An 18,404-nucleotide genomic window follows, 5' to 3' on the forward strand; every position below is an offset into this window, starting at 1 on the left:
CTGAGTATTACTGCACAAACATACGCATTCAATGACCAATGAGGCACCGATCATGTGCACAATTGCAGATATGAATGCCAACCCCGATGACCTGCTGGTCCTGCTCGCGGTGTCCCGCTCGGCAAAATTCACGACGGCGGCACAAGCCCTGGGCCTGAACCACACCACCGTTTCACGCAGGATAGCAGCGCTTGAGAAGGCGCTGGGCGGACGGGTCCTGGCCCGCGCTGCCGGCGGCTGGGAGCTGACGGAGCTAGGCACCCAGGCTGTACGGGTGGCCGAACAGGTGGAAGCTGCGGTGAGTGCGCTGGGACCGTCAGGAAAGGCACCTGACCCGATTACCGGCGTCGTACGCATGACTGCGACTGACGGGTTCAGCGCCTACATCGCCGCGCCGGCCGTGGCCAGGCTGCGCCGTGACCACCCCGGCCTCAGTGTGGAGGTTGTGACCATGACCCGGCGGGCGCTGCAGCAGCGCTCGGGCCTGGATATCGAAGTGGTGGTAGGCGAACCGCAGGTCCACCGGGCCGAAGCAGTCCGGCTGGGCGAGTACATGCTGGGGATGTACGCCTCGCGGGCCTACCTTGCCGAGCACGGGACACCCGCGAGCGTTGCCGAACTGACGGAGCACCCGCTGGTCTATTTTGTGGATTCGATGCTGCAGGTGGACGATCTCGACGCCCCGCGCCGGCTGGTGCCGGCCATGCGGGATGGCCTCACTTCCACCAACGTGTTTGTTCACGTGGAAGCCACGCGCGCCGGGGCCGGCATCGGGTTCCTGCCGTGTTTTATGGGTGATCTGCACGCGGACCTGGTTCGGCTCCTCCCCGACGACGTTGCCGAACTGCTCCCCTACTGGATGGTGCTGCGGCCGGATTCGATGCGCCGTCCAGCGGTGGCGGCCGTAGTGCAGGCACTGAGGGAGCAGACCGTGGCGCACCGGGAGGCACTGCTGGGCCGGGGCACGGCCTAGTTCACAGCCGGGTCGTGACGGACCGGGGAGTTGGCGGCGAAGGCGCGCACCTGGGCGTCGTTCCAGATGTGGGCCGGGACCGCACCACCCAGGAGCCGGCGGGCCAGTTGCGGATCACCGTCGAGCGGGGTGTCGCTGCCGGCCATGACCATGTTTCCGTAGCGCCGGCCCTTGAGCATGGCGGGATCGGCGATGATGACGGTGTGCTCGAACGCGGCCGCAATGGTGGCGGCGTCCTCACGGGCGTTTTTCAGGTCCGGGGCGTCGCCGGAGTTGACCACATAGATGCCGCCTGGCGCCAGAACACGCCTGATGTGGTCGGTGAACTCGGCCGTGGTGAGCGGCCGCGGGGTCAGAGAACCGGCGAAGACGTCGCGGATGATGAAATCGCGGGTGTCCGGAGTGAGCGTCTCGGTGACCTCCCGGGCCTCGCCCACGCGCAGGCGCAGCAGCGGCGCCTTGGGAAGGTCAAACCAGCCTCGGACGTACTCGGCGAGCTTGCCGTCGAGCTCCACCACCACCTGCCTGGCGTCCGGGTACGCGGCGTGGAAGTAGCGGGCGAGGGAACATGCACCGCCGCCGAGGTGCAGCCCGCGCAGCTTGTGCTCCTGTGCGGGGGAACCGCCGCTTCCTTTGGAACCGCCTGCTGCGGAACCGCCGGCCGCGCCCTTTGGCGGCCAGCGGGACTCGATCAGCGCGGCCATCCAGCGCATGTACTCAAAGTCGAGGAACAGCGGATCGGCGAGGTCGATGTGGGAGCTCATCACGCCGTTGATCTTCAGCAGCCAGCCGTTGGAGTTGTCCTGGTCCGCGACCAGTTGGCAGTCGCCGGTATCAATGTAGTAGACGCCCTCCACGGGGCCGTCGGGGCGGGTGCCCTTGGGCACTTCGACGACGCCCGCTACCGGACGCAGGCCGTTCCTGCCGCCTGACTTGCCGCGTTTCGCCATTATCTGTGTGCCGCTTCAGTCATGCTTCAACCCTAGTTGTTCACCCCAAATCGGCGGCCTCGGAGACCGGCTCTGCCTCCGCCCCGGCACGGATCCGCTGGACGACAGCGGTAGTGGAACGCTCCGCAACGTAGTCGAGGATCGCGACGCGTCCGCCGCACTCCCCCACGGCGTCAGTTTCCGCCAGCATCTCCGGGGTGTAGTCACCGCCCTTGGCGTAGACGTCTGGCTTGAGCCGCCGGATCAGCGGGCTGGCCGTGGGCGTATCAAAGATGGTCACGTAGTCCACGCAGCTGAGGGCGGCGATCACCGCCGCCCTCTCAGCCCCGGTATTGATGGGCCGCCCCGGACCTTTCAGCCGGCGGACGGACTCGTCGCTGTTGAGGGCAACCACAAGCACGTCGCCCAGCTGCTTGGCCTGGTTCAGGTAGCGGGTGTGCCCGCTGTGCAGCACGTCAAAGCAGCCGTTGGTCAGCACAATCCGTTCGCCGCGGGCCCGGTGCACGGAAACCTGCAGCGCAAGTTCTTCAACGCCGAGCGCAGTGTCCGCAAAGCTCTCCAAATGCCGGCTGAGCTGGGCTGTGCTGCAGACGGAGGTTCCCGGCTGGTGCACCACCACATCCGCGGCGGCCTGGGCAAGGTCGAGGCTCGCGGTCAGGGGAAGGCCGGCTGAGCGGGCCAGGGTCAGGGCAGCCACAAAGGTATCGCCGGCGCCGGACGCCTGCTTCTCGGCAGCCGGCCGCGCCCAGGTGCGGTGCGTGGTTCCGTCGGCGGCAAACAGCACGGTTCCGTCCCGGTCCAGCGTCACCACCACGGACCGGGCTCCGGTGGACGTGAGCAGGGCGTCCCGGTGCCTGGTCACCGTTTCCACCCGGCCGTTGCCGTCCGCCAGGCGCAGGTCCAGCAGCCGGGCAGCTTCCTGGGCGTTGGGCGTGACCAGATCCGGCTGCAGCCCAGCCCATGGTCGCGGATCATGAGCGTCGACCACTGTCAGGGGCCGGCCCCTGACCGTTCCGACGTCGCCTGCTTCCACCCGCAGCGCCTCCTCGAGGGCTTCGCGGACAGGGTCTGCCAGGACTCCGGTCCCGTAGTCGCACACCAGTACCGCGTCCTGGTGTCCGACGGCGGCGCGCACCGAGGTGGCCAGCGCGGCCAGCGCGTCGGCGGGGACGGTCCTGGCCGAGTCATCGATCCGCAGCATCACCTGGCCGCCGCTGCTGATCCGGATCTTGGTGGTGGTGACCATGTCCGAATGCGACTGCAGGTGACTTGTGTCGATGCCGGCTGACTCAAGCTTCCGCCGAAGCGTTGCGCCGGCGTCGTCCGTCCCGATGATGCCGGCCACGGACACCCGGGCGCCGAGGGCGGCCAGGTTCATGGCGGTGTTGGCCGCGCCGCCGGGTGCGAAGTCGCGGCTGGTGACGTCCACTACCGGGGCAGGGGCCTCACGGCAGAGCCGCTCAATGGTGCCGCTCCACCAGCCGTCCAGCATGACGTCGCCGATTACCAGGATGGTGGGCCGTTCGGCAGCAAGGCGCCCCGGCAGCCCGCCGGACAGGGCACGCTGGCTGGAAAGGTCGCCTGCGCGTGCTGCCGGGCCGGCTTCTTGTGCCGGACTCATTGCGGGCTCCCGCCCTGGCCATTGTCTTGGTCCCCGTTCTGGTTCCCATCGTGGTCCTGGCCGCGGTCAGGCTCTTCCCGCAGCATCTGATCGGCCAGCACCTGCTCGGCCGGCACAGGCTCCGGCAAGGGCTCATCAGGCAGTTGGAGGGCGAACGGCGGCGGCGCCGCCACATGCACCACCTTCACCCGGGTGAATTCATCCAGCAGCTCAGGGCCGTAGCCGAACCCCTCGCCACTGGCGCCGCGCGGCTGCGCAGAACCGCCGGGCGCACCGCCAAAGACCTCGTTGATCTTCACCGTGCCCACGGGGAGCGCGGCGATGGCTTTCTGGACGTGGGCGATGCTCCCGGTCAGGACCGTGGCGGCCAGCCCGTAGCGGCCGCTGGCCGCGAGCTGCAGCCCGTCGTCGAAGCTTTGGACCATCTGGACCGCAGCCACCGGGCCGAAGGTTTCCTCGGCCATCACCTGCATATTGTCCGTGCAGCCGAGCAGGACCGTTGCCGGGTAGAAGGCGCCGGGCCCCGCGGGAACAGCCCCGCCTTCCACGGCGTGCGCACCCTGGTCCAGGGCTTCCGACACCTGGGCATGTACCGCGTCGCGAAGCCTGGTATCCACCAGCGGAGCCACACTGCCGGTGCTGTTGCGCAGGGCCGCTTCGGCTTCCAGGGCGGCGCAGAACTCCGCTGCTATGGCTTCGTGGACGTAGATCCGTTCCACGGAGGTGCAGATCTGGCCGCTGTTGCTGAAGGCACCGATGGCAGCCTGCTCCGCGGCCCAGACAGGATCCACGTCCCGGTCCACCACAAGGGGATCATTGCCGCCGTTCTCGCGGAGCACATGGGCTCCGGTCCGGGCCGCGGCGCGGGCAATCCGGGCGCCGGACGCGCTGGAGCCTACGTGGGCAATAACGTCGACGGCGGCCTCTGTCAGGAGGGCGCCCACCCGCGCACCGCCGGAGACCGTGAGCAGTACGCCCGGCGGAAACGCCGTTGCCAGCACTTCCCCCAATGCCTCGCCGAGACGCGGGCAGCGCTCGCTCGGCTTGTGCACCACGGTATTGCCGGTTACCAAGGCCCCGCCGATGAGTCCGCACGCCACCGCCACCGGATCGTTCCACGGCGTGAGGAGGACGGCCACGCCACGGGGTTCGGCAACCGTGTAATCCGACGCGGACCGGTTGCCGAGCAGGCTGTGTCCACGGTGCACGGGACCAAGCTCGGCGTACTGTTCCAGGGTGGAGACCCCGGCGGCTATTCCGGCAAGGGCCTCTTCGAACGGACGTCCGGTTTCGCGGTTGTTGAGGCCCGCCAGTTCCTGCGCGGCGGCGTCGAGGGCCCTTGCCGCAGCCCGAAGGGCAGCACCCCGCTCTGCCGGTGCGGCCGCGGCCCAGAGGACGGCCGCGTTCCGGGCCACGTCGACGGCGTGACTCACCGCGCCGGGCTCGGCCTCGGGGACGGACCACAGGTACTCCCCCGTGCGGGGATCGCTGATAGTCAGGCCGGAGCCGTCCAGGGTCCGTTCGGTGGACGTGGTGGGACTGGCGGTCGTATGCATGGAACTCCTCCGTACGTACTTGTCCTTGCGGTCCCGTACCCCGGGAACAGCCGTTTACACGCCGGATACCCCTATAGCCAGCGGCGCCGCGCGTCCGTAGGGTGGCAACACGCAAACTGACAGCAGTACGGAAGGGGCCCTGCATGGAACTGACCGCCACCGGCCTTGGGCCGCTGCTGGACAGGTTCGCCGGGGTTTCCCGGATTGCGCTGCTGCGCGGCGGCGGACTGGGCGACCTGATGTTCGCCCTCCCGGCTGTGTCTGCACTGAAAGCGGCCTACCCTGGCAGCGCCGTCACGCTGCTGGGCACGCCCGTTCACGAGGCGCTCGTTTCCGACACCCATACCGGCATTGACGACGTGATGGTCCTGCCCGTCGCCGAGGGCGTGCGGCCCGGCCAGGAAGATCCGGCCGCCACCGCAGCCTTCTTCAGCGCTGCCCGGGAACGGCAGTTCGACCTTGCCGTGCAGCTCCATGGCGGCGGGCGCTTCTCCAACCCGTTCCTGCTGCGGCTCCAGGCGCGGCATACGGTGGGTTCCGCCACGCCGGACGCCGCCCCGCTGGAACGCACCCTGCCATATACGTACTACCAGCACGAACCGCTGCGGGCCATTGAAGTTGCCGGGCTCGCTGGCGCCCCGCCCGTCCAGTTGGAGGCCCGGCTCAACCCGCGGGCGCAGTTTGTAGCCCAACTGCCGGCCGTCCTGGGTGCGGCGCTGCCGCCTGACGGCCAGCCGCTGCTGGTGCTCCACCCGGGTGCCAGCGACCCGCGGCGCCACTGGCCTGCTGCCAGTTTCGGCGCGGTTGCGCGGGCAGCGGCCGACGACGGCGCCCGGGTTTTGGTGGTCGGTGACCACAGCGAAACGGGGCTGGCGGAGGCCGTGGTGAGTGCCGCCGTCGGGCATTCCGCCGGGGATCCCACCCGTAGCGGTGATCGCCCGGTGGCTTCGGTGGCCGGGATGCTGGGGCTCGGGGAACTGGCCGCCCTGCTGGCCCGCGCGGACGTGGTCGTGGCCAACGACAGCGGTCCGCGCCATCTGGCGCAGGCACTCGGCGCCCCCACTGTGGGGATCTACTGGGCCGGCAACGCCCTGACGTCGGGTCCGCTGGGGCGCGGCAGGCACCGGGTCCACCTGTCCTGGGTGACGCAGTGCCCCGTATGCGGTGCGGACGTCACGCAGGTGGGGTGGACGGCTCAGCGTTGCCCGCACGACAATTCACTGGTGGCCGGCATCCGGCCCGAAGATGTGTACGCGGATGTCCGGAGCCTGTTGCACTGACCCGTCACGGCCAAGAGCCCTCCTCCGCATGGCAGATCAGCATTTCCCGCACCTCGCAGCCCGGCGGCTGGGACAGGACAAACAGAATGGCCTGGGCCACGTTGCCGGGGCTGTTCAGGCGGGAATCGTCCTGCGGCTTGTACTGCTCGGTCCGGTCGTCGAAAAAGTGCGTCTTCATGCCGCCGGGAATCATGGCGGTCACCCCGATCTCCCCGCCGGTCTCCGCTGCCAGGGCGTGCGTGAAGCCGATAACGCCGAACTTGGAGGCACAGTACGCCGTGGCATCCGCTACTGCCCGCTTGCCAAGTGTGGATGCCACCGTCACCACCCGGCCATGCGAGGTTTTCAGGTATGGCAGGGCGGCCCGGACCACCGACACCGTGCCCAGAAGGTTAACCCCAATCACCTTCTCCCACTCGTCCGCGGCAACGTCCGCCAGTTTGCCGCAGCGGTCTATCCCCGCCGCCGTGACCACCGCATCGAGCCCGCCCAGCGACTCCGCAGCCTCCTGCACGGCCTGCTCCACCGCTGTCCGGTCCGCAACGTCCACCTCGAAAGCCTTAACGCCGGAGACGATGCTGATGTCGCGGTCCAGAACCACGGGTGTCCCGCCGGCTTTCAGGACGGCATCGACGACGGCGGCGCCAAGTCCGGAGGCACCTCCCGTGACCAGGACCCGGCCGGGCCAGGATGACTCAGTGTTCATAGTGTTCCTTTCACTGCGGATAGGGTTCTGCGGATCGATTTCAAAGGGTTCGATACGGCGTTGGCGTCGCTGGCTCAGCTGACTTTCGCGAGCGCCTCGGCCAGCCCGGTCGAGGAATGGGCTGGGTGGTAAGGGACAGTGACGCAGCGCCCGCCCCAGCTCTCCACCAGGTCCGTCTCGGGCAGCCTTTCACCCTTGTAGTCACCGCCCTTGACCCAGATGTCCGGACGTAGCCGGTCCAGGGCAGCTTCGGGGGTGTCTTCGTCGAAAATCATGACCGCATCCACGCACTCCAGGGCCAGCAGCAGCTCGGCCCTGTCCTGCTGGCCCAGGACGGGGCGCTGATCGCCCTTCAGCCGGCGCACCGAGGCATCGGAGTTGAGGCAGACAACCAGGCAGTCGCCCAACTCGCGCGCCGCGATGAGTGACCTCACGTGGCCTGCATGCAACAAATCGAAGCAGCCGCCCGTGGCCACCACCTTGCCGCCGTTTTCCCGGACCCTGCGGACCAGCAGCAGCGGCTCCGCGGGCCGGCGCCTGGCTTTGCCGTGCGCCTGCCGGTCCGGCAGTGACGCTACGCCGCCTGCCGCCAGGAAATCGGCTGCCTCGTGGACGGCCAGGACTGCTGCGTCTTCGAGGTCCCGGCCTTCAAGGAGGTGAATGGCCACGCTGGCGGCCAACCTGTCCCCCGCGCCGCAGGGATCCGCTGCCTCCACCCGCGGCGCGAGGATGGGCCGCGGTGCCCGGTCCCGCTCCAGCAACAGCATGGCCCCGCGCTCCCCGGTAGTGACCAGGACTGCGCGGCTGCGCCACTCATCCAACAGGATGCCCGCCACGCCGCCTGCCCCGTCAGCAGCCGCCGGTCCAAACTGACCACTTGTCCGGGTGCCGGCAGCCTGATGGGCCTCCGAGAGGTTGGGCGTCACCACCGCGACGCCGGGGACCGGACGGGCGCCCGAAGGATGCGGGTCCCAAACCACCGGCACTTCGTCCGCCAAGCGTTCCAGCAGTTCCCTCAGCTGGGGGTTGGCGGCCAGGCCGCGGCCATAGTCGGCCACAATAATGGCGCCGGCCTTCGCAACCGCCCGCAGCATTGCGGGGGTGACGTCCGGAGCCTGCGGCGGGCCGCAGCCCTCATCAATTCGGACCACCGCCTGCATTCCTGCCCGAACGCGCGTCTTGACGGGCGTCGGGGAGCCGCTCGGACCGGCCACCACACGCACACCGGCGAGCGCAGCCTCAACATGCCGCCCGGCGTCGTCGTCCGCCAGCACCGTCACCAGGGTGACGGGCCAACCGTCCTCCGCAAGCATCCGGGCCACGAGTCCCGCACCGCCTGCCCGCCGCCTGATGCCCGATACATCCACCACGGGCACAGGGGCGTCCGGGCTGAGCCGGGTGGCTTCCCCGGACAGATCCACGTCCAGGATCACGTCGCCCACCACCACGATTCTCATGACCGGCCGGTCCTTGAGTCGTGGCGGTTGACCTCCGCCTCGAAAGCCCGGCAGAGCGCATGCAGTGCGATCAGGTGGCCTTCCTGCGCGTTGGCGTTGAGGGCGTCGATCAGGACCGCCTCATCACAGGCGGTGGCGAGCGGATTCGGTCCCGGTCCCGTCAGGGCCCACGTGCTGATGCCACGCCGGGCGGCGGCTTCCACCGCGCGCAGCAGGTTGGGGCTGTTGCCGCTTGTGGACAGGAGGACCAGTACGTCGCCGGAGCGACCGTGGGCGCGGACCTGACGGGCGAACACTTCCTCGTAGCCGTAGTCGTTGGCGATGGCTGTCACCGCTGAGGTTTCCGCGTGCAGCGAGATGGCGGAAAACGGGACGCGCTCGCCGTCGAACCTGCCCACCAGTTCCGCAGTGAGGTGCTGCGCCTCGGCCGCCGAGCCCCCGTTCCCGGCCGCGAGGAGCCGCTGGCCGCGGAGCAGCCTGCGGGCCAGTTCAACGCCCCAGGCGGCGAGGCGGCCGGACTGGCTGCGGAGCGAATCCAGCGCCGGAAGGACGTTGTCCAGGTGGGCGCGCACGGCATCTGCCGCGGCGGCATTCGCTGCCGAATTCGCTAGCGCCTGCCCGGGCCCCGGCGGCGGCGGAAAGTTTGCGTCCTCGACCAGGACGCGTAAGTCCTGCTCGCGAAGGGACCATTTGGCAGTCACAGCACAGCTCCTTCCATCCGGACCTGACCGGCGGTGGTGCCCGCGACCGCCAGTTGGTAAGCCTTTTCCGTTTCGGCGGCGACCCGGTCCCACGAATACCGTGAGCGGGCGCGCAGCTCGCCTTCGGCCCCCAGTTCTACCCGCAGCGCCGGATCGCCCAGCAGGAGGGCCAGCGCAGAAGCGATCGCCCCGGGGTCCTGCGGCGGCACGTGGATCCCTGTACCGCGGTCCACGACGGTGTCGCGGAGCCCGCCGACGGCGGCAGCCACCACGGGTACGCCGCATGCCATCGCCTCCAACGGGACAATGCCAAACGGCTCGTACCAGGGCGTGCAGACCACGGCGTCTGCGCTGCGGAAAATTCCAGGCATCCCGGCCCGCGGCACTCGGCCCAGGAGCGTCACCTGGGGCAGGACGCCCAGTTCCCCGGCAAGGGCCATCAGGCGCCGCACTTCGGGATCCGAGTGAAGCACCCCTGGGGCCGCGCCGCCACCCACAATCAGGAGTTCGACGTCGTCGTATCCCGCCGCGGCAAGGTGGGGCAGGGCGCGGATCACCAGGTCCACACCCTTGCGGGGCACCAGCCGCCCGACGGAAAGGATGCGGTGGCGGCGCGTGCGCGGGGCTGCAGGGCCAGCGGCCGAGAAGAGCCCAAGGTCCACGCCGCAGGGTGCGATGGACACCTTGCGGGTGTCGATGCCCATGGCTTTGAGTTCGAAAACTTCGTCCGGGCAGGTGGCGATGATCCCGTCCGCCGCGCGTCCCACGCCGGGCTCCAGCCAGCGGCGTTCGCGCGGGCTGGTGTCCCCGGCGCCCTGGTGCCGGCGTTTGACGGTGCCGAGGGCGTGGAAAGTCTGGATTACCGGGACGCGGAAGCCGGTGTCCCGCCTCGCCGCATCAAGTGCGGCCAGGCCCGACATCCAGAAATGGCCGTGCACCACGTCCGGCGGCTGCTGGCCCCAGTCCTGGGCAATGCCGTCGGCCAACGCCCCCATGAAGGGGAGCAGTTCGTCCTTGGGGATGTGGCGGGCAGGTCCGGCGTCCACATGGACAACCTCAAGCCCGGGCCCCACTTTCACTCGGCGGTCCAATTCCGGCGCGTCACGCCTGGTGTAGACCGTGACGCTGTGCCCCCGCCCGGCGAGGGCCTCGGACAGTGCCGCCACATGGACGTTCTGCCCGCCGGCGTCCACTCCGCCCAGTGCCGCCAGCGGGCTGGCGTGCTCTGAAACCATTGAGATTCTCATGGGTTCTTCCTTTCTCGCGCCGGGACGAGGATCTGCTCTTCCAAACGTTCGTTTTCGGGGAGCCGGATATCCGAGGTCCGGCCGCCGGGTTGCCTGATGCCGGGGTGCCGGGGCCGCAGCTCCGCAAGCAATACGTCCCAGTCGGCCAGGAATCTGCCCAGGCTGTAGCGGGCCAAAACCGCCTCCCGGGCGGCGGCACCCCGCCGTCGGGCTTCTTCCGGGTTGGCAATGAGGCGATTGGCCGTACGAAGCAATTCGCCCACATCAGTGGACACAGCTCCGGCTTCCGGCGGCACTGCCCGCGGTGCTTCGGTGGTGGCGAGGGCCACCACCGGCATGCCCAGGTGCATCGCTTCCAGCAGGGACAGGCCCAGCGACGTCCAGCGCATCGGATGGACGTAAACACGGCAACGGGCCAGTTCGCGGTGGAGCTCCCGGGGTTTCAGGTCGCCACGGAGTTTGAGCCTGGCACCCTCAAATCCGGCGGCTGCCGCCAGGCCCTCTGTTTTCATGCCAAATACGTGGACCGGTGCCACGGCCGCGAAGGCCGGCAACAGGTCCGTTCCAGTCACCCTGCCGCGGCGGACGGGTTCGTTCACCACCACCGCGAGCTCCGGCAGTTCGCCCGTGTAGAGCTGGCCGGGGTCAGGGATGCCGTGCTCCACCACCAAGACAGGTGCTGAACCGGTGTCCCAAGCGAGTTTGTTGAAGTGCGTCACGTGCACCACCGGAATGGTGTCCCGATCGGCGAGCGGGTGACGGGTGAAGGGAAAATTCCCCTTCGGCGTGTTGTGTTCCAGGTACACCGCCGGGAGGTCGATGCCCGGGCGCCGGCCCAGGCAAGCTGTCACCTCATCGATTTCTTCGGGCCGTTGCAGGACGACGGCGTCTATCGTGTCGGCGTCGAGGCCGTCCAGCGCTACCTCCCGGACGGAGTCCGGCCAGTCCCTGCCCGCGCGTCCCAGCCCCCAGGGACCGCCGTCGGGAAGTACCGGCAGGAGATATTCGTGGCGGCCGCGGACGAAAGCGTCGGTCCAGGATCCGTGGACATGCCACAACAGGATTCTCATTTGTTGCGATCCTTTCTGCGCGTGCTGAGGCGGGTGCTGAGCGAGGAGACGCCGCCGATCAGGCGCCCCACGGCCCGGACCACATCGTCCGGCGACACGGAGTCGAGGCAAGGATGCCCGGGGACGGGACAGACCCTGGCACGGGTCAGCCGGCAGGCCGCGTTCTGATCGCCGAGGAGTTCCAGGGGGACGCCGTACGGGGCCCATCGCACGGCGGGTACCACCGGGGAAAAGAGGCAGGCCACCGGGGTTCCCACGGCTGCGGCCAGATGGGCGGGTCCGGTGTTTCCAACCACAACGGCGTCCGCCCCGGCCAGGACCCCCGCCAGGGTGCGCAGGTCCGTTCGGCCGCCAAGATCGCGGGCCGAGGGGCCGGCCACAGTGGCTGTGAGGGACGTTTCACCGAGGCCGCCGGTCACCACCACGCGGTGCCCTCCCCCGGCGAGGAGTTCGACGGCGGCGGCATGGTGGAGCGGCGGCCAGGCCCTGGCCGGAACGGCCGCTCCAGGGTGGACCACCACATAGGGCCCGTCACCCACCAGCTCCGTAACGTCAGGAACGGGCAGCACGCGCAGCTTGCCGTCGTCGCCGTGCGGCAGCGTAAAGCCAGCCGCCCGGGCTATCTGCAGCGCCCGTTCCGGCTCAGGCTGGTCCTCCGGAAGGTCTTCTCCAGGCCTGAGCCGGACGTCCAGCAGCGAGCCTGCATAATCCGTGGAAACGCCACTGATTCTTTCCACGCCTGCGAGCCGCAACAGCAGGGCGAGCGGCAACGGGGACTGGTGGAAAGAGGTCAGGATGACAGCCTCGGCAATCCTGGAGTTCCGCACGTAGTCAATGAGCCGGTCGGCGTGCGGCCCGGTCAGCTTCGGCGCTGGGTTCATGATCCACGGGCTGTCCCAGCTGTAGACCTCCCCCACTCCGGGCAGCATAGACGCGGCCGCCTCACCCTGGCGGCCGCATAGCATCACCACGTGATTGGGCCGGCTCCCGTCGGGCTGACGGCCATTGGCCACGGCACGCACAGCCGGGCCAGCCAACAGGACGTCGCCCAGGCTGTCCAGCCGTGCAACCAAAACGCGGCCCGTCACGACCCCTCCAGCAGCAACTCAACGGCCCCGGCAAGGTCCCGGGCCACCAGCCTCGCTTCGATGATCTCCTGCGCCCTGGTAGCCGGAGTGGGGACCAGGATTCCTTTGGCGCCCGCTGCTTCTGCCGCGCGGACGTCGCTCCCGATGTCGCCGATCAGCGCGGCCTCAAAAGTGTGGACGCCCAGCCGCCGGCAGGCGCTGTGCACCATGCCGGGAGCCGGCTTCCGGCACGCGCAGCCGTCCGCCTCCGCGTGCGGACAGACCTCCCACACATCAAAGGGACCCAGAAGTTCGTCCACCCGGGCGTTGACGCTGGCCACTTCTGCCTCGGTGAGGAGGCCCCTCGCCACGCCGGACTGGTTGCTGAGCACTCCTACCGCCAGCCCCCGGGCACGCAATGAATCCAGCACAACTTTGGCTCCAGGGACCGCGCGGACCAGCCCGGGGTCCCCGTTGTAGGGCACATCAACTACCAGGGTTCCGTCCCGGTCGAACAGGACAGCCCTGAGCCGCGGCGTTTCGGAGCATTCCATACGGACGAAGTTCCCCCGGACGGCAGCCCCTAAACAGACCACAAAGCATTTCACCGGAATAGAATCCTCTGACACAGCTTCGGAGGATTCGCAGGGCCCTGGTTCAGCTGGGCCTGGACGAAAGGCAGGCGGATGGGCCGTCAGGACGAGGAACAGGACAGTGCCCGGCCTCAACTTTTGGTACTCCGCGCCCTCGGCCTCGGGGATCTTCTGGTTGCCGTTCCCGCCCTGCACGCGCTCCGAAGGGCTTTTCCAAACCATCGTTTGCTCTACGCGTGCCCTGAATGGCTGGCAGACGCCGTTGAGCTGGTTGGCGGCTATGAGCTGTTGCCCTTGCGTGGGCTTGATCAACGCCTTCCAGTCCGGCCGGGTGAGGTGGACATCGCCGTCAACCTGCACGGCAAAGGCCCGCAAAGCACCGCCCTCCTGCAGGCAGCTGGACTCCGGGCCATCATGGCCCACCGCGGCAGCGGGCTCGAAGGACCGGAATGGGTGGAGGACATGAACGAGCGCATGCGGTGGACACGCCTGATGCAGTGGCACGGGATCAACGCCGACCCCCAAGACGTTGCGCTGAGCATCCCCTCGGTCGCCGCACGCATTCCTGATGCCACTGTGATTCACGTCGGCGCCGCTTTTGCGAGCCGGCTCTGGCCGGCGGAGCGCTTTGCGATGGTGGCCCGGCGCCTGTCCGACGGCGGCCACCGGGTGGTTTTTACCGGGAACGCCGAGGAGCGGCGACGCGCACAGGATATCTGCCGTGTTGCCGGGCTGCCCGGCTCCGCCGTGCTGGCCGGCCGCCTGGAGCTGCGGGAGTTTGCTGCCTGCATCGCCGGCGCGAGGCTGGTGATCTCGGCGGACACCGGAGCAGCGCATCTGGCCTCCGCCTACGCCCGGCCGTCCGTTGTGCTTTTCGGGCCGGTGGGTCCGGAGCGCTGGGGGCCGCCTGGAGGCCCTCACTTGGTGTTGACCCGGCATGGACTCCGCCGCGGCGACCCGTTTGCGGACACCCCGGATCCCGCCCTGCTTGGGGTGACGGTGGACGACGTGCTTTCGGCGGCTGCTGAGCTGGCGGGTGCGCAATGACTGCTGTCCAACAGCCGGCGCTGCAGGTTCACCAGCACGCGGGCCAGACGGCGCGAAACCTGCATCTGCGTCATTCCAAGCCGCTTGCCGAGCTCCACCTGCGTCTCCTCGCAGAAGTACCGGCGGTACAACAATTCCCGGTCTGCCGCGTCCAGCTCCTGCATGGCTTCACGCAGGCAGGACAGCTCCTCCAGCCGTTCAAGGGGCGTGTCCGAACAGGCCAGCATCTCTGACGCCGGAAGTGCCCCGCTGTGGGGCGGGACAGCGTCGAGGGAGTCCGGCTGGAGGCTGCTGGAGGCGTTGACGGCCTCCCGCACCTCGTCAGGCCCCACGCCCAGATGCTCGGCGACTTCGGCGACGGTGGGATTCCGTCCCAGTGCCTGCGCCAGCTCCGGTTCGGCGCGGAAGAGCTGCGAGCGGAGGTCCTGGATGTTCCGCGGTGGGCGGACCATCCAGCTGCGGTCCCGCAAGTACCGTTTCAGTTCGCCGGTGATCGTAGGAGCAGCGTACGCCGGGAAACTGTGTCCCTTGCTCCGGTCGAATCCCCGTGCGGCCTTCACCAGGCCAAGGTAGGCCACCTGGTTGAGGTCCGCGCGCTCCCGGCCGCGGGCTTCGAAACGCGCAGCCAACGCTTCGGCGAGATCCAAATAGTCCAGGACCAGGTCGTTCTCAAACGCCTGGCGCAGCCGCCCGCCTTTGGTAGCTGGCGGTGCAGCTGCCGCTTCCGGCGGCTGCTGCGGGTACTGCCCTGGTGGTTCCTGCAGGGTCAGCTCCGGCGGTACGCCTGCGGGCAGCAGACTGACCGGAGCGGCATCTCCGGAAAGCACAACAATAAATTCAGGCATTGTCGGCGGTTCCTTCGGGTCTGGGTCCGAAAGCCTGCGGCAAGACTTAGCAGTAGGAAATCATAAGCCTGCTTATTAAACAATGCCTGCCCGGCGCGTCCGGCTGGACAACCCACGGGTCGACCAGCCGGAAACCGGCAGCGGGGTTCTGGTCAAATTCCGGAGCGCGGCGTGTCCCGATCGGTACGCTCGCGGCGCCTCCGGAGCTCCTCGGCCCGGGCGGGCTCGGCGCCGTCGCCGGCATCCGCATATGGGTCGCCATCGGCCGTGACATCGCCACCGGACCGCGCATCAGCAGTCGGCATCCCACCGGACCGGGCGTCCCGGGAAGGAAGGTCTTCGCGGTACGACTCCTGGGTACGCGGGTCGTCACCGCGGGCATCTGAGGCGCGGGCGTCGCGGCGAGTGTCGCCACGAGCCTCGTCGACGCGGGCGTCGGCAGTTTGTGATGCCCGGCTAACCTCAGGGCGGGCTTCAGCTGGGCGGACTCCGCCCGCTGAATCGTCCCGCAGGCCGTCGTCCGGGGACACATCCCGGCGCGAGTCCCGGTCCCGGCCCAGATCCCTGCTGCGGCCCAACTCCTGGTTCTCATCCTGGCGAACATCCGGATCTATGGCGTTTGCCTTTTCGGTCTGCCTGGCGACGTCATCCCGGAGGGACCTCGCGTCGCCCGCCTTCTGCTCGGCCTCCTGCTTTAGCCGCGCAGCCTGCACCTGAGCCTGCTCGGCATCAGCGCGGGCACGGCTTGCCCGGGCCTCCTTCTCGCGCGCTTCGAGCTCTACATCCTCAGCTTTCCGGCGCATCTCCGCGGCCTTTTCGCGGTTCGATTCGTCCCGCTTTTGTTCCAGCGCGCGCCGGCGCCGCCCCGTCACCAGGAACACCACCAGCAGGACCACCACAACAATGCCAACAACCACCCAAACCCACGGTGCTACGTCCAAGCTACCCACCTCTTCCTTTAGCTGCCATCAGACCGCACCGCCGGCCAAGCCGGCACCTTGGATCCGCTGATGTCAGTAACCGTTTGAAAATCATTGGTCAGGGTACTTATGTTCTATTAGTAACCATGCTTACTATTTTACGGCCAGCATGGCTGGTTCTTGATCAGCAACCGGCCTTCTTTGGAAAGTGAGAGCGAAGATGACAGAGAACCAAAGGCCCGAAGACTCGGCGTATACCGTCCCTCCGGGCGTTCCAGGCTCCACAGAAGATTCCAGCTTCACGGCGGAACGCAGCGCCAGCACGTTTCCCGCATCCGCCACAACCGGCGCAGTCGCCACCCCGCCTACAACCTCAGTGCCGCCGTCTGGCGGCGGCATCAGTGGATCCCGCACGGACGCTGTCAAGGGCGAAGCAGCAGATGTCGCGCGCACCGCGGCGGATTCGGCGCAGAGCGTGGCCGAGACCGCTAAGACAGAAGCGGCCAACGTTGCATCCGAGGCCAAGGCGAATGCCAAGGATCTGCTCTATCAGGCACGCAGCGACCTCACTGATCAGGCGGGCGTACAGCAGCAGAAGGTAGCCAGTGGCCTGCGGTCAGTTTCGGACGAGCTGCACGCCATGGCTCAGGCGTCAGACCAGCCCGGCGTAGCCTCGGACCTGGTCCGCCAGGCCGCGGAGCGTTCCTCCGCCGTTGCTGCGTGGCTGGACGGCCGCGATCCCGGCTCGCTCCTGAACGAAGTCAAGAGCTTTGCCAGGCAGCGTCCCGGCACCTTCCTGCTCCTGGCCGCCGGTGCCGGCGTCCTCGCCGGGCGGCTCACCCGCAGCCTCAGCGCGGGTGCGCCGGAATCTGCCACAGGCACGGCCAGCGGCCAATACGACGCGACCGGGCAATACGGCAGCGGTGGCCAGTATGACGGGACCGGGGGTCAGTACGGCGCGGGCCCGGGTGGCTATACGTCAGCAGCCGGCGGCGCCATCCAGCCACCTCCGGTCCAGTTGCCCGGCCCGGCCACCACTACGGCAGGGTTCGACGGCGGCGCTCCGGGAAGCAGCTACGGCGACCCTTCCCGCCCCGCCAGTCCGCTGGACAGCCCCCAGCTCGTGGAGGAGCCGTGGTCTGGCAACCGCCTCGCTGACGATCCCCTGCGTGATCAGGAGCTCGCCGACGATCCAATGGCCAATGACCCGCTGACCCGGGACCGCTCCGCGGACGGCCAGACTGGCAGGTTGTGATGAGCAGCCAGATTCCGGAGCCGCCTCCCTCGGAGGCACATGTCAAGGCGGACAACACATCGTTGGGTGATCTGCTCGGTGAGGTAACACGCGACCTGTCCACGCTGATGCGCCAGGAAGTGGAGCTCGCCAAGGCCGAACTTAAAGAGTCGGCCGGCAAAGCGGGCAAGGGCGGCGGCATGCTCGCCGGGGCCGGCGTCGCCGGGCACTTCGTCCTGCTCTTCCTCTCGATCGCCCTTTGGTACGCACTGGGCGAGCTGATGGGACTGGGCTGGTCCGCCGTCGTCGTCGCCGTGATCTGGGGCATCATCGCCGCCGTCCTGGCCTCCATGGGCCGGAAGGAACTCAAAACGGTCAAGGGCATGCCCCAGACCACCGAAACACTCTCAGAAATCCCCCCAACCCTAAAACCCGGTGAGGTAAAACGATGAGCGAGAACCCGGACGACATCCGTTCAGATATCGAAGCAACCCGCGCCCGCCTGGGCACCAACGTGGACGCCGTGGCGGACAAAGTCAGCCCGTCCAACATCGTCCACCGCCAGACCGATAAAGTCCGGGACGCCGTGTTCGGAGTGAAGGAGAAAGTCATGGGAACAGCCGACGACGCCACCACCCGCCTCCACGACGGCGTCCACGCCCGCACCGACAGCGCCGGCAACGCCCTGCATGACGCAGGCGCCGCGATCGGGGACGCCCCGCACCAGGTCAAGGCCAAAACCCAGGGCAACCCGATGGCCGCAGGCCTGATCGCGTTCGGGGCCGGCCTGCTCCTGTCCTCCCTGATCCCTGCCAGCGAGAAGGAACGCGAAGCGGCGGATGCCCTCAAATCTGCCGCCGAACCCCTGACCACCGAACTGACCGAAGCTGCCAAGGACATGGCCGAAGGCCTGAAGGAACCGGCCCGCGAAGCCATGGAAAACGTCAAAGCCACCGCCACCGACGCCGCCGAACACGTCAAAGCCGAAGGCCAAACAGCAGCAGCCGACGTCAAAGACCGCGCCACCGACGCCAAGGACACCGTCCAAAACACCTGACCGGCAGTAACTTTCCGCGAGCAGCACCACAGGCAGGCCGGTCCCCCTTCAGGGAGGGCCGGCCTGCCTGTTACCAACCC

The 18,404-nt window shown here is 68.4% G+C and carries 17 protein-coding genes and 1 pseudogene; 6 read left to right on the forward strand and 12 right to left on the reverse strand.

Annotated elements, in window-relative coordinates; translation table 11 throughout:
- Nucleotides 1-70 precede the first annotated feature (70 nt).
- On the forward strand, nucleotides 71-973 hold the full coding sequence (locus J2808_RS05520) for a LysR family transcriptional regulator (RefSeq protein ID WP_309812870.1): 903 nt from the start codon (nucleotides 71-73) through the stop codon (nucleotides 971-973).
- Here J2808_RS05520 and J2808_RS05525 read toward each other — a convergent pair.
- From J2808_RS05525 to J2808_RS05535, 3 genes are read right to left on the reverse strand one after another with little or no spacing between them, the layout of a single operon-like run.
- Nucleotides 970-1,923, reverse strand: a complete 954-nt coding sequence (locus J2808_RS05525; RefSeq protein WP_309812874.1) for a spermidine synthase — start codon at nucleotides 1,921-1,923, stop codon at nucleotides 970-972. The genes J2808_RS05520 and J2808_RS05525 overlap by 4 nt on opposite strands.
- A gap of 40 nt (nucleotides 1,924-1,963) precedes the next feature.
- Nucleotides 1,964-3,544, reverse strand: a complete 1,581-nt coding sequence (rfaE2, locus tag J2808_RS05530) for a D-glycero-beta-D-manno-heptose 1-phosphate adenylyltransferase (protein WP_309812877.1) — start codon at nucleotides 3,542-3,544, stop codon at nucleotides 1,964-1,966.
- Entirely contained in the window at nucleotides 3,541-5,100 is a 1,560-nt protein-coding gene (locus J2808_RS05535) for an aldehyde dehydrogenase family protein (RefSeq protein ID WP_309812879.1), read from the reverse strand. Before J2808_RS05535 ends, rfaE2 (J2808_RS05530) begins: the two co-directional genes overlap by 4 nt.
- Before the next feature lie 143 nt (nucleotides 5,101-5,243).
- Here J2808_RS05535 and J2808_RS05540 point away from each other — a divergent pair, with 143 nt between their 5' ends.
- The gene (locus J2808_RS05540; RefSeq protein WP_309812882.1) at nucleotides 5,244-6,380 is read left to right on the forward strand and encodes a glycosyltransferase family 9 protein; all 1,137 of its coding nucleotides are present in this window, start codon (nucleotides 5,244-5,246) and stop codon (nucleotides 6,378-6,380) included.
- A 4-nt stretch (nucleotides 6,381-6,384) separates the two neighbouring features.
- On the opposite strand, the gene J2808_RS05545 is transcribed toward J2808_RS05540, so the two are convergent.
- The 7 genes from J2808_RS05545 to J2808_RS05575 all read right to left on the reverse strand — a co-directional run bounded on the left by J2808_RS05545 (nucleotide 6,385) and on the right by J2808_RS05575 (nucleotide 13,182).
- Complete coding sequence (locus tag J2808_RS05545; RefSeq protein ID WP_309812885.1) at nucleotides 6,385-7,086, reverse strand: SDR family oxidoreductase; 702 nt, start codon at nucleotides 7,084-7,086, stop codon at nucleotides 6,385-6,387.
- Nucleotides 7,087-7,160: 74 nt separating this feature from the next.
- Complete coding sequence (gene rfaE2 / locus J2808_RS05550; RefSeq protein ID WP_309812887.1) at nucleotides 7,161-8,543, reverse strand: D-glycero-beta-D-manno-heptose 1-phosphate adenylyltransferase; 1,383 nt, start codon at nucleotides 8,541-8,543, stop codon at nucleotides 7,161-7,163.
- Nucleotides 8,540-9,244: a D-sedoheptulose-7-phosphate isomerase gene (locus tag J2808_RS05555; protein ID WP_309812890.1), complete on the reverse strand. Its 705-nt coding sequence runs from the start codon at nucleotides 9,242-9,244 to the stop codon at nucleotides 8,540-8,542. The genes rfaE2 (J2808_RS05550) and J2808_RS05555 overlap by 4 nt, the downstream gene beginning before the upstream one ends.
- Nucleotides 9,241-10,491 carry a glycosyltransferase gene (locus tag J2808_RS05560; protein ID WP_309812892.1) on the reverse strand — a complete coding sequence of 417 codons (1,251 nt, stop codon included), beginning with the start codon at nucleotides 10,489-10,491 and terminating at the stop codon, nucleotides 9,241-9,243. The genes J2808_RS05555 and J2808_RS05560 overlap by 4 nt, the downstream gene beginning before the upstream one ends.
- A complete protein-coding gene (locus J2808_RS05565; RefSeq protein WP_309812895.1) occupies nucleotides 10,488-11,561 on the reverse strand; it encodes a glycosyltransferase in 1,074 nt (357 codons plus the stop codon). Before J2808_RS05565 ends, J2808_RS05560 begins: the two co-directional genes overlap by 4 nt.
- On the reverse strand, nucleotides 11,558-12,649 hold the full coding sequence (locus J2808_RS05570; protein WP_309812897.1) for a glycosyltransferase family 9 protein: 1,092 nt from the start codon (nucleotides 12,647-12,649) through the stop codon (nucleotides 11,558-11,560). The genes J2808_RS05565 and J2808_RS05570 overlap by 4 nt, the downstream gene beginning before the upstream one ends.
- Nucleotides 12,646-13,182, reverse strand: a complete 537-nt coding sequence (locus tag J2808_RS05575) for a D-glycero-alpha-D-manno-heptose-1,7-bisphosphate 7-phosphatase (protein WP_309812900.1) — start codon at nucleotides 13,180-13,182, stop codon at nucleotides 12,646-12,648. The genes J2808_RS05570 and J2808_RS05575 overlap by 4 nt, the downstream gene beginning before the upstream one ends.
- 132 nt (nucleotides 13,183-13,314) lie before the next feature.
- Here J2808_RS05575 and J2808_RS05580 point away from each other — a divergent pair, with 132 nt between their 5' ends.
- Nucleotides 13,315-14,268, forward strand: coding sequence for a glycosyltransferase family 9 protein (locus J2808_RS05580; protein ID WP_397427988.1), 954 nt, complete (start codon nucleotides 13,315-13,317; stop codon nucleotides 14,266-14,268).
- A gap of 5 nt (nucleotides 14,269-14,273) precedes the next feature.
- Here J2808_RS05580 and J2808_RS05585 read toward each other — a convergent pair.
- Both J2808_RS05585 and J2808_RS05590 read right to left on the reverse strand, forming a co-directional pair.
- Nucleotides 14,274-15,113, reverse strand: a pseudogene (locus J2808_RS05585) (sigma-70 family RNA polymerase sigma factor); the annotation flags it as partial.
- 152 nt (nucleotides 15,114-15,265) lie between these two features.
- Nucleotides 15,266-16,054: a hypothetical protein gene (locus tag J2808_RS05590; RefSeq protein WP_309812905.1), complete on the reverse strand. Its 789-nt coding sequence runs from the start codon at nucleotides 16,052-16,054 to the stop codon at nucleotides 15,266-15,268.
- 199 nt (nucleotides 16,055-16,253) lie between these two features.
- On the opposite strand from J2808_RS05590, the gene J2808_RS05595 reads away from it, so the two are divergent.
- The 3 genes from J2808_RS05595 to J2808_RS05605 are packed head-to-tail and all read left to right on the forward strand — an operon-like array spanning nucleotide 16,254 to nucleotide 18,324.
- Entirely contained in the window at nucleotides 16,254-17,288 is a 1,035-nt protein-coding gene (locus J2808_RS05595; RefSeq protein WP_309812907.1) for a hypothetical protein, read from the forward strand.
- Complete coding sequence (locus J2808_RS05600; protein ID WP_309812911.1) at nucleotides 17,288-17,719, forward strand: phage holin family protein; 432 nt, start codon at nucleotides 17,288-17,290, stop codon at nucleotides 17,717-17,719. Before J2808_RS05595 ends, J2808_RS05600 begins: the two co-directional genes overlap by 1 nt.
- On the forward strand, nucleotides 17,716-18,324 hold the full coding sequence (locus J2808_RS05605; protein WP_309812914.1) for a DUF3618 domain-containing protein: 609 nt from the start codon (nucleotides 17,716-17,718) through the stop codon (nucleotides 18,322-18,324). The genes J2808_RS05600 and J2808_RS05605 overlap by 4 nt, the downstream gene beginning before the upstream one ends.
- Nucleotides 18,325-18,404 lie beyond the last annotated feature (80 nt).

Origin of the sequence: Pseudarthrobacter sulfonivorans, from assembly GCF_031454915.1 — a bacterium.
GTDB lineage: Bacteria > Actinomycetota > Actinomycetes > Actinomycetales > Micrococcaceae > Arthrobacter > Arthrobacter sulfonivorans_C.

Bases quoted from the DNA above. Each gene is read 5' to 3' on its own strand.
- J2808_RS05520 (WP_309812870.1), top strand. From the start codon at position 71: ATGAATGCCAACCCCGATGACCTGCTGGTCCTGCTCGCGGTGTCCCGC.
- J2808_RS05525 (WP_309812874.1), bottom strand. From the start codon at position 1,923: ATGGCGAAACGCGGCAAGTCAGGCGGCAGGAACGGCCTGCGTCCGGTA.
- rfaE2 (WP_309812877.1), bottom strand. From the start codon at position 3,544: ATGAGTCCGGCACAAGAAGCCGGCCCGGCAGCACGCGCAGGCGACCTT.
- J2808_RS05535 (WP_309812879.1), bottom strand. From the start codon at position 5,100: ATGCATACGACCGCCAGTCCCACCACGTCCACCGAACGGACCCTGGAC.
- J2808_RS05540 (WP_309812882.1), top strand. From the start codon at position 5,244: ATGGAACTGACCGCCACCGGCCTTGGGCCGCTGCTGGACAGGTTCGCC.
- J2808_RS05545 (WP_309812885.1), bottom strand. From the start codon at position 7,086: ATGAACACTGAGTCATCCTGGCCCGGCCGGGTCCTGGTCACGGGAGGT.
- rfaE2 (WP_309812887.1), bottom strand. From the start codon at position 8,543: ATGAGAATCGTGGTGGTGGGCGACGTGATCCTGGACGTGGATCTGTCC.
- J2808_RS05560 (WP_309812892.1), bottom strand. From the start codon at position 10,491: ATGAGAATCTCAATGGTTTCAGAGCACGCCAGCCCGCTGGCGGCACTG.
- J2808_RS05565 (WP_309812895.1), bottom strand. From the start codon at position 11,561: ATGAGAATCCTGTTGTGGCATGTCCACGGATCCTGGACCGACGCTTTC.
- J2808_RS05575 (WP_309812900.1), bottom strand. From the start codon at position 13,182: ATGGAATGCTCCGAAACGCCGCGGCTCAGGGCTGTCCTGTTCGACCGG.
- J2808_RS05580 (WP_397427988.1), top strand. From the start codon at position 13,315: ATGGGCCGTCAGGACGAGGAACAGGACAGTGCCCGGCCTCAACTTTTG.
- J2808_RS05595 (WP_309812907.1), top strand. From the start codon at position 16,254: ATGACAGAGAACCAAAGGCCCGAAGACTCGGCGTATACCGTCCCTCCG.
- J2808_RS05600 (WP_309812911.1), top strand. From the start codon at position 17,288: ATGAGCAGCCAGATTCCGGAGCCGCCTCCCTCGGAGGCACATGTCAAG.
- J2808_RS05605 (WP_309812914.1), top strand. From the start codon at position 17,716: ATGAGCGAGAACCCGGACGACATCCGTTCAGATATCGAAGCAACCCGC.